The sequence below is a fragment of the Bradyrhizobium sp. YR681 genome (genome assembly GCF_000282615.1).
In the GTDB taxonomy this organism is placed as follows: Bacteria; Pseudomonadota; Alphaproteobacteria; order Rhizobiales; family Xanthobacteraceae; genus Bradyrhizobium.
Window position 1 is genome coordinate 18,445 of record NZ_AKIY01000325.1, and the last position, 13,373, is coordinate 31,817.

The 13,373-nt window shown below is 66.2% G+C and carries 10 protein-coding genes; all 10 read right to left on the minus strand.

Translation table 11 applies throughout. The annotated features are described in order from the left end of the window. Nucleotides 1–135: 135 nt before the first annotated feature. A complete protein-coding gene (locus PMI42_RS34835) occupies nucleotides 136–1,347 on the minus strand; it encodes an ABC transporter substrate-binding protein (protein ID WP_008144033.1) in 1,212 nt (403 codons plus the stop codon). A gap of 117 nt (nucleotides 1,348–1,464) precedes the next feature. Continuing rightward, nucleotides 1,465–2,040, minus strand: a complete 576-nt coding sequence (locus tag PMI42_RS34840) for an HdeD family acid-resistance protein (RefSeq protein WP_008144035.1) — start codon at nucleotides 2,038–2,040, stop codon at nucleotides 1,465–1,467. A gap of 221 nt (nucleotides 2,041–2,261) precedes the next feature. Beyond that, complete coding sequence (locus tag PMI42_RS34845) at nucleotides 2,262–3,158, minus strand: alpha/beta fold hydrolase (protein ID WP_008144038.1); 897 nt, start codon at nucleotides 3,156–3,158, stop codon at nucleotides 2,262–2,264. Between the two features lie 117 nt (nucleotides 3,159–3,275). Beyond that, a complete protein-coding gene (locus tag PMI42_RS34850) occupies nucleotides 3,276–4,103 on the minus strand; it encodes a hypothetical protein (RefSeq protein WP_008144040.1) in 828 nt (275 codons plus the stop codon). A gap of 215 nt (nucleotides 4,104–4,318) precedes the next feature. Continuing rightward, a complete protein-coding gene (locus PMI42_RS34855) occupies nucleotides 4,319–5,197 on the minus strand; it encodes a transglutaminase family protein (protein WP_008144042.1) in 879 nt (292 codons plus the stop codon). Then, the gene (locus tag PMI42_RS34860) at nucleotides 5,194–7,731 is read right to left on the minus strand and encodes a circularly permuted type 2 ATP-grasp protein (RefSeq protein ID WP_008144044.1); all 2,538 of its coding nucleotides are present in this window, start codon (nucleotides 7,729–7,731) and stop codon (nucleotides 5,194–5,196) included. Before PMI42_RS34860 ends, PMI42_RS34855 begins: the two co-directional genes overlap by 4 nt. 27 nt (nucleotides 7,732–7,758) lie before the next feature. Further along, on the minus strand, nucleotides 7,759–11,028 hold the full coding sequence (locus tag PMI42_RS34865) for a transglutaminase family protein (RefSeq protein WP_008144046.1): 3,270 nt from the start codon (nucleotides 11,026–11,028) through the stop codon (nucleotides 7,759–7,761). A gap of 201 nt (nucleotides 11,029–11,229) precedes the next feature. Next, nucleotides 11,230–12,534 (minus strand): methyl-accepting chemotaxis protein, encoded by a 1,305-nt coding sequence (locus tag PMI42_RS34870; RefSeq protein WP_008144048.1) that lies wholly within the window; start codon nucleotides 12,532–12,534, stop codon nucleotides 11,230–11,232. After that, nucleotides 12,512–13,033, minus strand: a complete 522-nt coding sequence (locus PMI42_RS34875) for a PAS domain-containing protein (RefSeq protein WP_008144050.1) — start codon at nucleotides 13,031–13,033, stop codon at nucleotides 12,512–12,514. The genes PMI42_RS34870 and PMI42_RS34875 overlap by 23 nt, the downstream gene beginning before the upstream one ends. A gap of 192 nt (nucleotides 13,034–13,225) precedes the next feature. Further along, a complete protein-coding gene (locus PMI42_RS39540) occupies nucleotides 13,226–13,366 on the minus strand; it encodes a UxaA family hydrolase (protein WP_157195871.1) in 141 nt (46 codons plus the stop codon). Nucleotides 13,367–13,373 lie beyond the last annotated feature (7 nt).

Here is a 13,373-nt window from a genome sequence, read left to right on the forward strand (position 1 = left end):
CCGCTCACCGGTCTCGTAGGGTGGGCAAAGCAAAGCGTGCCCACGCATCTGTTGCTATGTTCACGAGCTCGTGGGCACGGCGCAAGTGCGCCTTTGCCCACCCTACGAGTTCGAATTCGCGGAGAGTTCCGCCCCTCACGTCCCGCGCAACAGCTCGCTCGCCACGACCCAGTCGTTGCCGTCGAACTGGAGCATATAGCCGTCCTTGATCGGGCGGAAATCCTGCGGCGTGGTGTTGAGCGTGATGCCCGGCATCAGGAGCGACAGCGGCACGTTCTTCAGATTCGACGCCTGCGCCATGATGTTCTCGCGCGTCAGATTGTCCTTGCATTGCTTGAGCAGGACCACCAGCGCCTCGGCGACGGTGTAGCCGTAGAGGCCCGCGACGTTGTTGATGTCGGCGTTGGGCAGCCGCTTCTTCATGAACTCGATATAGGCAACCATCGCCGGATCGTCCTTGGGCTGCTCGACGAACGGCTTGAGCGAGCCGAGCGAGAGCACACCCTTGCCGGCATCGAGGCCCGCAGGGACCATCACGGTCGCCTTGTTGGCGCAGCCGCTGGCGAGGAAACGCGTCGGCTGCCAGCCGACCTCATGGGCCTTGCGGATCGCCTGCGCGCAGGCGCGCGGCGTCACCGAATAGATCATGAAGACGTCGGCCTTGGTGCTCGCGAGCGTCAGCACTTGGGAATCGACGGTGGGATCGGCGACCTCGAAGCTCGAGGCCATCGCGATCGCCTTGTCGGCGTCCGCGCCGAGCGCTTCCTTGACGCCGCGCAGATACTCCTTACCGGCGTCGTCGTTCTGGTAGAGCACCGCAAAGCGTGCGTTCGGGTTCTTGGCGCGGGCATAGGCGACGTCGATCGCGGCCTCGCTGGTGTAGTTCGGCGCCCAGGGCAACGCCATCGACCACGGCATGTTGACGGGGTCGTTCCACTTCGAGGCCGAGCTGATCAGGAAGAGCTGCGGCACCTTGTTGCTGTTGAGGTATTTTGCGATTGCCGAGCTCGGCGCGGTGCCCATGGTGGCGAAGATGAACGCGACGCCGTCCCCTTCCACCAGTCGCCGCGCGGCCTCCATGGTCTTCGGCGGCGAGAACGCATCGTCGAGCGACAGCAGATTGAGCTTGCGGCCGTTGACCCCGCCCTTCTCGTTGACCTCGTCGAAATAGGCGGAGATCACCCGGCCGGTAATGCCGAGCGGCGATGCCGGGCCGCTATAGGGCATGGTGTTGCCGATCTTGATCTCGGTGTCGCTGACGCCAGGACCGTAGGATTTTTGCGCGGAGACGGGCGTGGACAGACAGGCGGCAGCCAGCGCTGCAGCCAGGGCCAAAGCGGCTTTCATGATTTCTCCCCGGTGATTGTCGTCCGCGCGAGACGTGTGCGCGGCGTGCTGCTTTTTTGTCAGCGCGTCAGATCAGCGGAGTTCCGCAAAGCGGTCTTGCGTCGAGTTGCTGGTTAATCAGCCGCGTCGCTTCAACGCGAAGCCGAGGCTGACCCAGCCCGCGCCCGCCATGATCAGATCGATGCCGAGGAACAGGCCGAGGATATAGACGCTGTTGACCGGCCAGCGCGCCAGGATCAGCAGCCCGAGCAGCAGCGTGACGACGGCCGACAGCGCCACCCAGATCCACGGGCTCTCGCGCTTCATGCTGAAGGCGAGAAACAGCCTCACTGCGCCGGAGGCGAGCAGCGACGCGCCGAGAAACAGGGTCAGCAGCACTGCGGCAAACAGCGGGTTCTCGAAGGTCAGGAAACCGGCAGCGATGTAGAGCACGCCGAGCAGGGCCCAGATCGCGAACTTGCCCCAGCTCTTCATCTGGAAGGCGCCGATCACCTCGGTGACGCCGGCGACGATCATCATCGCACCGACCACGATCACGCTCGCCACCGTCGCCATCACCATGCTGCCGAGCGCGACGAAGCCGGCGACGAGATAGACGACACCGAGCGCGACGATCCAGCCCCATTTGGCATGCAGCGCCGCGATGCCCGAGCCGAGACTCGAAGGATGAGACGTATCTGTAGCACTTGTCATGATGGCACTCCCTGCACGCGAAGCCCCACAACACGCATCAGACTAGCATGGGTGTGGTGGCTTCGACAGCCAGAAGAGCAACAGAAACCCGCGCCGGCATTGACAGATGTCAATCTCCGGCGCGGCAGCTCCATGCCGAAACCGGCGCGAGACCGTCGAGATTGCGATAAATTGCAGCGATCCCGGGCGCACAACCACGAAAGCGTTGCGACGAGCGCGGATCAGGGTCGCTCGGCCGCCTTGCGCACATCGGCGACGGCCTGCGCCCATTCGGCCGGCCGCTCCTGCGGCAGGTTGTGACCGGCGCCGGCGAACACGCGCCGCTCGAAGACCCCTTCGAACTTGCGTGCATGATGCGCGGTGCCGGCATTGACACCGTCCCTGTCGCCGTCGATCGCGATGGTCGGGACGCGGACCTGCGGCTGCGCGGCGAGCTTCGCCTCGATCGCGGCATAGGCGGGATCGCCTGCGACCAGCGCATAGCGGTGGCGATAGGAGTGGATCACGACGTCGACGAAATCAGGATTGTCGAACGCCGCCGCGCTCTTCTCGAAGGTCGCGTCGTCGAATGCCCATGTCGGCGACCACATTGCCCAGAGCTGGCGAGCAAAACCGCGGCGATTGCGCTCCAGCGCGCGGCGGCCGCGCTCGCTGTGGAAGAGATATTGATACCAGAGCGCGGCCTCCTCCGGCGGCGAGGCCGGCTCCATGGCGCGCGCGATGTTCTGGATGTTGTAGGAATTGCCGGAGACGAGGCCGATCACGCGCTCGGGCCAGAGCGCCGAGACCACGCAGGCCGCGCGTCCGCCCCAATCATAGCCGGCGACGACCGCGCGCGCGATGCCAAGCGCGTCCATCAAGGCCAGCAAATCGGCGCCGAGTGCGGCCTGCTCGCCGGAGCGCAGCGTCGAAGCCATGCGGAAACGCGTCGGCCCATAGCCGCGCAGCCAGGGCACCAGCACCCGCGCGCCCGCCTGCGCGAGCAACGGTGCCGCCTCCGCATAGGCGTTCACGTCATAGGGAAAGCCGTGGCCCATGATGCAGGGCCAGCCGTCGGGCGCGCCATATTCGAGATAGGCGATGTCGAGGACATCCGTGGTGACGGTTTTTTGTTGCATGATTTGCTCACGGATTCTTGCGGTGTCGTAGCCCGGATGGAGCGCAGCGCAATCCGGGATTCACGAGCGACAGCGGCCCCGGATTGTGCTGTGCCCCACCCGGGCTACAAGGTCCCCCTATTTCTGCGGCCCGGACAGCGTGATGTCCCGCTCGGCGCGGAAGACGTTGCTGTAGAGATTGGCGATCCACTGCCGGCCAATCTCGGTCTTGTTGAGATAGCCGATCTCGGTCTGGATGTGCGGTGCGACGCTGTTCCAGTAGAATTGTGGATAGCGGTTCACGATGTCGGCAGGCGAGTCGTAGCCGAGCTGGCGGTTGATGCCGACCTCCTCGAACTCGTAATAGAGCGCATTGGCCTTGCGCAGATAGTTGGGATCGCCGAGCTGACCGATGAAATCGGCCGCGCGCAGGATCGAGGCGTCGACGTCATACTCCTGGCCTTCCCGGGCCGGAAAACGCGTCCCCTCGATCGCACGGGCGATGCGTTCGGGATCGAGACCGGGAATATGTTTCAGCCGCCGCGAGACATAGAGCTTCGAACGGTCGACGTGATACATCATCAAGCTGGCGTCCGACGCGCCGCGCGGCAACGAGATCTTGGTGTCGGCGGCATCGATCACAAAGCCGTCGATATCGTCCTCCTCGAACAGGCCGCGGACATAGCCGATATCGTGGGCGAGGCAGGCGATCAGGACATGGACGTAATCTTCGGCCGTCAAATGGGTATGGAGGTTTCGGCCACTGAGGATGGAATGGCCCGCCAGCGTCACCAGCATCGTATGCTCGATGTTGTGATAAAGCGCATCGCTGTTGCCGATGCATTCCATCGCCGTGCGGGTTGCGCTCTCGACCATGCTTGCAGCGGTCTCGCCGTAGCGACGCCGCATAAACGTACCCAGCAGCTTCTCCAGGGATTCAGCTGCCAGTCTCGGCAACGTCATCATGGATGCAGCCCCGCTGGTCGGTGGTGTCCCATGTCAGCTCCCGAAGTCTCGTTCTTGTCCTCGACGCAAGCGCCAGCATAGCCCAGTTTGGGCCAAGTGACCAAACCCCCGGGAACGCGATTACGGAAATATGTTACCGTTGTGCTATGCGACATCACGGTTGCGGCAGCGGCCCGATACACCCTGCCTGCCGGCGACGGCACGGCGGGCCCGCTTTACTCCACCAGCAGCACGTCCACGGCGACGCCGAGCTTCTGCTTCGGCGAGCCGACGATGATGCCGTCGACCGGCGAGACATCGGAGAAGTCGCGGGCGACCGCGAGCACGATGTGGTCATTGGCGGCGAGCAGGTCGTTGGTCGGATCGAAATCGACCCAGCCAAGCTCCGCCCCGCACCATAGCGACACCCAGGCATGGGTGGCATCGGCCCCCTGCAAACGCGGCTGGCCCGGCGGCGGAATGGTGCGCAGGTAGCCGCTGACATAGGCGGCCGGCAGGCCGAGCCCGCGAAGCCCTGCGATCATGACATGGGCAAAATCCTGGCAGACGCCGTGGCGCTTGTCGAAGACCTCGTCGAGCGGCGTCGAGATCACGGTGGCCTTGGGATCGTAGCGAAACTCGGTGCGGATGCGGTGCATGAGATCGACCGCGCCGGCGAGGATGCCCGCCCCTGGCGCAAAGCTCGCAGCCGCATAGGCGCTCACGGGGCGCAGCACCGGCACCAGCGGGCTCGCAAAGACATAGCCGACCGGCGAAGACGGCCCGAGGCTCGTCGCCTCGAAAGCGATGTCGCGGATGCTTTCCCACGACGGACTGGACGCATCGCGCGCCGGCGGCTGGCGCGAGACGGAGACACGCGAACGTGAATCGATCCGCAAGTTGCGATGGGCGGCTTCGATCACGATGCTCTCGGTCAGCGTGCCGAAAAAGTCGCGCCGGACGTGGCGCTCGGACGGGCGCGGACGGATCTCGATCCTGTGCGAGATCAGTTCCTGGCCGTTGCCGTCCTTCGGCTCGAGCCGCAGCGTGCAGCGGGCGAAGCTGACCGGGCTTTCGTATTCGTAGGTGGTGACGTGCCTTATGTCGTAGATCACGCCAGCCCCGTCAGCTTTTCCGGCCGGCTCGCGTTGGGGCCGTGCGGGAAGTAATGCAGCCCGATCGCCTCGGCGAGGCTGAGCAGATCCTGCTCCAGCGAGAACAGCGTCTTGACCTCGAGCTTCTCGGCTTCCGCCGTGGTCAGCATCGCCTGCACTGCAAGCGCGAGCCGCTGCGGCCGCTCGATCAGGCCATGCTCCTTCAGGCTCGGCAGCGCCGCGATGTGCTCGTTCAGTGTCGCGACCTGGAAGGCGACCGAACGCGGATTGTAGCTGTCAAGCACGGCGAGGTCGCGCACCGGCGCGAGGATCGGCGCCAGCAGATAGCGCGAGCGGTAGGTGATCTGGGAATCCACCAGCGTCAGCAGGATATCGAGGTCTTCGTCGCCGGCCTCGTCATAGGCGAACTGGCGGGCAAAGCGCGCCGTGTTGATGGCGCGCTCGGTGCGGCGACCGATATCGAGGAAGCGCCAGCCGGCGGCGCGGTTCATGTTCTCCTGCGCAAGGCCGGCAAAGCTCGCCAGCTCCTGCAAGGTCAGCTCGGCCGCACTCAGCACGCTGTCGTCGTCCTCGACCTCCCAGGCGAGGCGCTCGGCCATCTCGGTGATCACCTGCCAGGCATCGGGCGACAGCCGCTCGCGCAAGGATGTCGCGGTGCGCTGCGCCGCGCGCACCAGCGACAGGGCCGAGCCGAAACGCTCGGCGCTCTGCAACGCCTCGGCGACGATGCGACCCGGTGTGGCGCGCGATGTCTGCGAGATCGCGCCCCAGGCCACCAGCAGGCGCTGGATCCGCTCGGACGATTGCAGCGAGGCCGCGGTGCCCTTGTTGGGCCCGCTCGGCGAGCCGAGCGCACGCACCAGCCGCAGCGTCGCCTCCGCGCGTTCGAGGTAGCGGCCGAGCCAGAACAGATTGTCGGCGGCGCGGCTCGGCAGCACGCCTGCGATGCGGCGGATGCGGACCTTGTCGGTCGCCGGCAGCAGCGTCGCGGTCGAGACCTGCTTGCCGGAGACGACCCAGACATCGGCAGCGCGGGCGCCGTCGCCCATCGACACCGCGCGCGCATCCGCCTTCTCGGCGATCCGGCAGAAGCCGCCGGGCATGATGACCCAGCCGTCCGGGGTTGCGGCCGCGAACACCCGCAGCACGAAGGGACGCGGCGTGATCTGGCCCTGCTCCCACACCGGCATGGTCGAGAGCCGCACCACCTCCTGGCCGACATAATCCATGCCGCGCGCGCCGATGGCATCGACGAGACGCTGGCGCCCGGCCGCATCGAGCTCGCTCGCCAGCACCGGGCCGCTCGAATCGAAGCCGGGAACGCCGCGCTGGTAGGCGCCTTCGATCGCGACCTCGTCGAGCCGCGACAGCACCTCGTCGCGCGCGTTGCGCTGGCCGCACCACCAGGTCGCGATATGCGGCATCTTCAGCTCTTCGCCGAGCAGGCGGCGGCTGAGCGCGGGCAGGAAGCCGAGCAGCGCGCGCGCCTCCAAAACGCCGGAGCCCGGCATGTTGGCGACGACGACGCCGTCCTTGCGCAGCACGTCGATCAGGCCGGGTACGCCGAGCCGCGAGGACGCATCGAGCTCGAGCGGATCGAGCGAATTGGAATCGACGCGGCGGAGCAGCACGTCGAGCCGCTTGAGCCCCGCAACCGTGCGGATATGGATGCGATCGTCGCTGACGGCAAGATCGTCGCCCTCGACCAGCAGGAAACCGAGATAGCGCGCCAGTGTCGCGTGCTCGAAATAGGTCTCGCTGAAACTGCCGGGGGTGAGCACGCCGATCCGCGGCTCGTCGCGATCGGCGCGCGCGCGAAGCGAGTCGCGAAATGCCTCGAAGAACGGCGCGACGCGCGGCACGTTCATCGACTTGTAGAGATCGGAGAAGGCGCGCGAGAGCACGAGGCGGTTCTCCAGCGCATAGCCCGCGCCTGAAGGCGCCTGCGTGCGGTCGCCGAGCACCCACCAGCGGCCGTCGGGCCCGCGGCCGACATCGGCGGCGTAGAGCGACAGATAGCGCCCGCCCGGCGGCGGCACGCCGCAGACGGGACGGAGATATTCGGGGCTGCCGGCGATCGCGGCGGCAGGCAGCGCGCCTTCGGCGACCAGGCGGCCATCGCCATAGATGTCACGCAGCACGAGTTCCAAAAGCTCGGCGCGCTGGGTGATGCCGGCGGAGAGCTGCTTCCAGTCGGCTTCGTCGATCAGCAACGGCAGATGGCTGAGGGACCACAGCCGGTCGGCGCTGTCGCCGGGGGCGCGGTAGGTGACACCGGCCTCGCGGAGGTGGCGGTCGGCCATGCCGAAGCGCCGCTCGATCTCGTCGGGCGCGAGTGCGCCGAAGGCGTCGAAGAAGCGGCTCCAGACCGCGCGTGGAGCGCCATCGGGCCCCAGGAACTCGTCGGGAATGCCGGGCAGGCGGCTGTAGTCGCGGACCCATTGCGCGAGGCGACGCTGGCTCTCACGTTGGCCGTTAGCTTGTCCTGGCGCCTTACCCGCCTTGTCGTCCTGCTCGGCTGCGCCCTCGCCCATGCGCCTCTCCCTGCCCCACCCTCATACTCATTGCAGGAGCGGGGTCCGCAAGTCGAGGGTCAGCGGAAACTCATTTGTGCGTTCCTCGGGAGGCGGCTGCATCGGACCCGGGGTATGGCCGTGGTCCTGGAAGCGCGCCAGCCGCCGCGCCTCGGCTTCGTAGGTGTTGACCGGCTTGGTCTCGTAGCTGCGCCCGCCGGGATGGGCGACGTGATAGACGCAGCCGCCGAGCGAGCGGCCGTTCCAGGTGTCGATCAGGTCGAAGGTCAGGGGCGCGTGGACCGGGATGGTCGGGTGCAGGCCGGAGGCCGGCTGCCAGGCCTTGAAGCGCACGCCGGCCACGGCCTCCCCGGAGCGTCCGGTCGAGGTCATCGGCAGACGGCGGCCGTTGCAGGTGATGATGTGGCGGCCCTCGACGAACCCTTCCGCCTTGACCTGAAGCCGCTCGACCGAGCTATCGACATAGCGCACGGTACCGCCGGCCGAGCCTTCCTCGCCGAGCACGTGCCAGGGCTCAAGCGCCTGCCGCAGCTCCAGCGTGACGCCGCCATGATGGATGCGGCCGAAGGCGGGGAAGCGGAATTCGAGCTGGGCCAGATACCATTCCATTTCGAACGGATAACCGGACTGCTTCAGCTCGGAGAGCACGTCCTGAAAATCTTCCCAGATGAAATGCGGCAGCATGTAGCGGTCATGCAGCGCGGTGCCCCAGCGCACGAACTTGCCGGCCTGCGGCTCGCGCCAGAACTTTGCGATCAGTGCGCGGATCAGCAGCTGCTGCGCCAGCGACATGCGCGGATCGGGCGGCATCTCGAGCGCGCGGAATTCGACCAGGCCGAGCCGCCCCGTCGGCCCGTCGGGCGAATAGAGCTTGTCGATGCAGATCTCGGCGCGGTGGGTGTTGCCGGTGATGTCGACGAGCAGATGCCGGAACAACCGGTCGACCAGCCATAGCGGGGTCTGGTAGCCCGGTGGCGGCACGTGCGAGAGCGCGATCTCGAGCTCGTAGATGCTGTCGTGGCGGGCTTCGTCGATGCGCGGGGCCTGGCTGGTCGGACCGATGAAGAGACCGGAGAAGAAGTAGGACAGCGACGGGTGCCGCTGCCAGTACAGTACGAGGCTCTTCAGGAGATCGGGGCGGCGCAGGAATGGCGAATCTGCCGGACTGGAGCCGCCGATCACGACATGGTTGCCGCCGCCGGTTCCAGTGTGGCGTCCGTCGACCAGGAAACGGTTGGCGCCGAGGCGAACTTTCCCCGCATCCTCGTAGAGGCCGGAGGTGATCTCGACTGCATCGCGCCAGCTCTTCGCCGGCTGGATGTTGACCTCGATGACACCCGGGTCGGGCGTCACCTTGATGACCTCGATGCGCGGATCGAAGGGCGGCGGATAGCCCTCGACATGGACCTGGAGCTGCATCTCCTCGGCGGTCGCTTCCAGCGCCGCGACCATCTCGAGATAATCCTCGATGCGCTCGACCGGCGGCATGAAGGCGCAGAGCACGCCGTCGCGGACTTCGATCGACAGCGCGGTGCGGACCGGGATCGACGTGTTGAGCTGCTCGGGCGCGACCCGTGGCGGCGCTTCCGGGCGGGCTTCGAGCGTGAACACCGGGAGCTTGCCGCGCGGCTCCATCGGGTCCCGCTCGACGATGTAGGGATATTGGTTGGGCGGGACGAAACCGAGCGATCCGATCGGCAGGCGCAGGCCGAGCGGTGAATCGCCCGGTGTCAGGAACAGGTGGTTGCGCCGGAGTTGCCAGCGCTCGCTGCGCCAGCGCGGCGGCGCGTTCCAGCGCTGCACCGGGAGCACGTATCCGCGCGGATTGTTGAGTCCTTGCTCGAACACCCGCGCGATCCGCGCGCGTGCCTCCGGATCGGACAATTTGGAGTCGGAGGGATCGACATTATGAGGAAGCTCGGCTTCCTTCTGAAGCCAGAGCGCGGTGTCCTCATAGGCCGGCATGATGTAGCCGGGATCGAGCCCGAGCCGCAGTGCCGCGCCCTCCATGAAGGCCTCGGCGTCCTTCGTCTGCGCGGGCCGCGGGTTTTCGATCTTGGCGATGAGATCGGCATTCTTCCAGATCGGCAAGCCGTCCTTGCGCCAATACAGGCCGAAAGCCCAGCGCGGCAGGCTCTCGCCCGGATACCATTTGCCCTGGCCGTAATGCAGCAGGCCACCGGGCGCGAAGCGCGTGCGCAGGCGGCGGATCAGATCGTCGCCGAGCGCGCGCTTGGTCGGGCCGACGGCCTCCGTATTCCACTCCGCCGCTTCGAGATCATCCACGGACACGAAGGTCGGCTCACCGCCCATGGTGAGCCGCACGTCCTCACTGGCGAGATCACCGTCGACCTGCTCGCCGAGATCGTTGAGCCGCGCCCAGGATTCGTCCGAGAACGGCTTTGTGATACGCGGCGCCTCGCGGATGCGCTTCACGCTCATGTCGAAGGCGAACTCGACCTCGGCGAAGCCGGCGCCGCCCGAGATCGGCGCCGCCGAGCGATAATGCGGCGTGGCGGCGACCGGGATATGCCCCTCGCCCGCGAGCATGCCGGAGGTGGCATCGAAGCCGATCCAGCCCGCGCCGGGCAGATAGACCTCGGCCCAGGCGTGCAGATCGGTGAAGTCGTTCTCGACCTCGGGCGGGCCCTCGATCGGATCGATGTCGGGGCGGATCTGGATCAGATAGCCGGAGACGAAGCGGGCGGCGAGGCCGAGATGACGCAGCGTCTGGATCAGGAGCCAGGCGGAGTCGCGGCACGAGCCGGCACCGGACGAGAGCGTCTCCTCCGGCGTCTGCACGCCGGGCTCCATGCGGATGATGTAGCGGACGTGCTTCTGAAGCTCGCGATTGAGATCGACCAGGAAGTTGACGGTGTTCGGGGCCTCATGCGGGATCGAGTCGAGAAATTTCGCGAACAGGCGATCGGCTTTGATGGTCTCGAGATAAGGCGCAAGCTCCGTCTTCAGGTCCTTGGTGTATTCGAACGGGAAGCTGTCCGCATAGGGCTCGACGAAGAAGTCGAACGGGTTGACCACGGTCATCTGCGCCGTGAAATCGACCTCGAATTTCAGCTCGGTGGTCTTCTCCGGGAAGACATAGCGGGCGAGCCAGTTGCCCTGCGGATCCTGCTGCCAGTTCACGAAATGATTGGCTGGCGTGACCTTGAGCGAATAGCTCAGGATCGGCGTGCGCGTGTGCGGCGCCGGCCGCAGACGGATGGTCTGCGGGCCAAGATCGATCGGGCGGTCGTATTTGTAGTGCGTGACGTGGTGTAATGCGACGTAGATCGACACGGGGTGCGGTACTCCAGCAGCTTTTTTGAGCAGAACACCGCTGGTGATCGCGATCAAGCACTAACAACGGGCAGAGAGTGCCTAGGAAGTATCCCGATTGCCCGTAGCCCGGATGGAGCGAAGCGTAATCCGGGGTTCTTGATCCGCGGATGAACCGTCCCGGATTGCGCTACGCTCCATCCAGACTACGTGGACCCCCTCTTACGCCGCCGAGGTCAGCCGTTGCAGGAACTGCGTCACCTCGCGGCGGAGCGTCTCGACTTCGCCATGGACGCGCTCGGAGGCGCTGTTGACGCGGCTGGCGACGCGGCCGGTGTCGGCGGCGGCTTCGCTGATGCCTGTCACGTTGGAGGAGACCTGCGAGGTGCCGGCCGAGGCCTCCTGGACATTGCGGGCGATCTCGCGGGTCGCAAGGCCCTGCTGCTCGATCGAGGTCGCGATCGAGGCGGTGATGCCGTTGATCTCGGCGATGGTCTGCGCGATCGCCTCGACGGCCGCGACCGAAGTCGTGGTCGATTGCTGCATCTCGCCGACCTTGGCACTGATCTCCTCGGTCGCCTTCGCGGTCTGGTTGGCGAGGCTCTTGACCTCGGAGGCCACCACCGCGAAGCCGCGGCCGGCTTCCCCGGCCCGTGCCGCCTCGATGGTGGCGTTGAGCGCCAGCAGATTGGTCTGCGAGGCGATCTCGCTGATCAGCTTGACGACGTCGCCGATCCGCAGCGCCGCGTCCGCAAGCGTGCGGATCTCGCTGCCGGCGCGATTGGCCTCGTTCACGGCGCGGCCCGTGCTCGTGGTCGAGCCGCTGACCTGACGGCCGATCTCGGCAATCGAGGATGCGAGCTGCTCGGCGGCGCTGGCGACGGTTGCGACATTGCGCGAGGCCTGGTCGGAAGCACTGAGCACGCCGGAGGTCTGCTTGCTGGTCTTTTCGGCCGCAGCCGCCATCTGGCCGGCGTCGGATTCCAGGTCGCTCGCCGCGCCCATCAGCGTGCCCGCGACGCCGTCGAGATGCGTGCCGAACTGCCTTGCGAGATCACCGATCTCGACCACGCGGCGGCCGAGGCTTTCGCTGCCGGCATTGATGACGGTGGCCGAACGGCGGAACGAGCCGGGCAGCCCGCGCGCGAGGATCTTGCGGAAATACTTGCCGCGGCTGGCATAGTCCATCGACGCCGAGGCCTCGCGGACGAAGGCATCGGTGATGTCGAGCATGTCGTTGACCGACTTCTGGATCGACCCGATCCGCCCGGCCTGACGATCGCTGAGAATGCGCGCTTCGAGATCGCCACGAGCCGCCTTGCGGCAGACGTCGGCGACCTCATCGACGGCCGTTGCCGCGCGATGCTGGCACCAGACCGCGTAGCCGAGCACCACGACAGTCGCGCCAGTCAGCACCGCAGCAACGATCCCGGTCGCACCGAAAAGCGAGAGGGCGAACACGACGATTGCAAGAACACACGCGAGCGCCGTCGCTCCCTGTGCCTTAGAGAGAGAGCACAAATTCATCGTAACCGACACCCTGTTGCTTCAGTAGACCAACCATCGCATCGAAGCTCGCGCGCATGCCGTCCTTGGCGTTGGCGTGCCGCGCCTCTTCGGCGCACAGCGTCTTGTAGATCGGTTTGATGCGTTCGACCTGCGCAGGCTCCGGCTTGCGGCGGTTGGAATGGTAGCCGACGATATTGCCGCGCTCGTCGAATGTCGGCGTGACGTGGGCAAACACCCAGTAATGACTGCCGTCCTTGGCCAGGTTGACGACGTAGGCGAAGATTTCTTGCTTGGACTGGAGCGTGTCCCAGAGCAGCTTGAAGACAGCGCGCGGCATGTCGGGGTGGCGGATCAGGCTATGGGGCGCGCCCATCAGCTCGGCGTAGCTGTATTTCGCCATGCGGATGAAGACGTCGTTGGCGTAGGTGATCCGGCCCTTGAGATCCGTCTTCGAGACGATCAGCTCTTCCTCGCCGAGGAGATTTTCCACGCCGGTCGGCCGTATCGTGCGCGTCATCGTCGTCCAATCCTTGCGAAGGGCAACGCCTCGAAGGAGTGGAGCCCGCATCGCCCTCCAACCTAGGGCAACAGGGTTAATCGGGCGTGAGCGCAGAAACCCGCGCGGTCAAATGGCACCTCCGTAAGATTACCGAGGGGACGCCTGCGCATCCTGCATATTTCCGCAGAGAGGTGCGCGGCCCGCGCGCGATCAGATCGTTGCGCCCAGCACCCAGGGCGCGAACTCGGCGCCGCCGAAATCGAAGCTCTCGCTCTTGGTCGGCTGCCCGGAGACCGTCTTCAGGATGAGTTCGAAGATGCGCTGGCCGCACTCCTGGACTAAGGATGGCAATTGACAG

Coding starts and splice junctions, on each gene's coding strand:
- PMI42_RS34835 (WP_008144033.1), bottom strand. CDS start 1,347: ATGAAAGCCGCTTTGGCCCTGGCTGCAGCGCTGGCTGCCGCCTGTCTG.
- PMI42_RS34840 (WP_008144035.1), bottom strand. CDS start 2,040: ATGACAAGTGCTACAGATACGTCTCATCCTTCGAGTCTCGGCTCGGGC.
- PMI42_RS34845 (WP_008144038.1), bottom strand. CDS start 3,158: ATGCAACAAAAAACCGTCACCACGGATGTCCTCGACATCGCCTATCTC.
- PMI42_RS34850 (WP_008144040.1), bottom strand. CDS start 4,103: ATGATGACGTTGCCGAGACTGGCAGCTGAATCCCTGGAGAAGCTGCTG.
- PMI42_RS34860 (WP_008144044.1), bottom strand. CDS start 7,731: ATGGGCGAGGGCGCAGCCGAGCAGGACGACAAGGCGGGTAAGGCGCCA.
- PMI42_RS34870 (WP_008144048.1), bottom strand. CDS start 12,534: ATGAATTTGTGCTCTCTCTCTAAGGCACAGGGAGCGACGGCGCTCGCG.
- PMI42_RS34875 (WP_008144050.1), bottom strand. CDS start 13,033: ATGACGCGCACGATACGGCCGACCGGCGTGGAAAATCTCCTCGGCGAG.